Source organism: Paenibacillus sp. KS1, assembly GCF_001680695.1.
In the GTDB taxonomy this organism is placed as follows: Bacteria; Bacillota; Bacilli; order Paenibacillales; family Paenibacillaceae; genus Paenibacillus_B; species Paenibacillus_B suaedae.
This window is the reverse complement of the sequence record NZ_MAIS01000291.1, coordinates 1-580: the sequence shown is the minus strand read 5'-3', so window position 1 is coordinate 580 and position 580 is coordinate 1. Positions and strand designations below refer to the sequence as shown.

The following is a 580-nucleotide window of genomic DNA, read 5'->3' as shown; positions in this document are numbered from 1 at the left end:
ATAACCCGGATCATCAAACAAATCTTGGAACGAAGGCGATGCCATTCCAAAATCTCTCTCAATTACGCGAAAAGATTACGGATAAATCCATCAAGATTCCAGACAGTGTCAATGGAAATTATAAATTTAAAGAAGCGGATGTGCTCTTTAGAAATGCTCAGGAAGTAAATCCACCTTCTCCGGAAGAACAAAAGGCGCTGGCGGAAAAACTGAGAAAGCAGGCGGAAGAATCCAATCAGGAATATGCCATGATGCCGGTTGAAATGACAAATCAGTTTTTCATTCTCAATGCTACGTATCAAAATGGAGAGGATAAAATCGGGGTTAATGTCACTAATCTGAGTGGAAAGGGCATGAACGCTGGATTGTATATTGACGAGAAAGTAGAGTTTAAGCAGGAGAAGGTTCAAGTGAAGGGAGTAGAAATGCTGTATACAGATTGGGGTCGTTCAAAGTGGCATGAGCTGAGATGGGTATACGAGAGCCCTGACAAAAAGGTGAAATACGTCTATATGATAGATGGAGATATAAATAAGGTAAGTAAAGAAGCCTTGATGAAAATTGCTGAAAGCTATTTGGA

1 protein-coding gene is annotated in these 580 nt (G+C 40.2%); it reads left to right on the top strand.

Translation table 11 applies throughout. The annotated features are described in order from the left end of the window. Positions 1-580, top strand: a 580-nt coding sequence (locus BBG47_RS28360) for a DUF4367 domain-containing protein (protein ID WP_139070840.1), incomplete at both ends; no start/stop codon positions are given.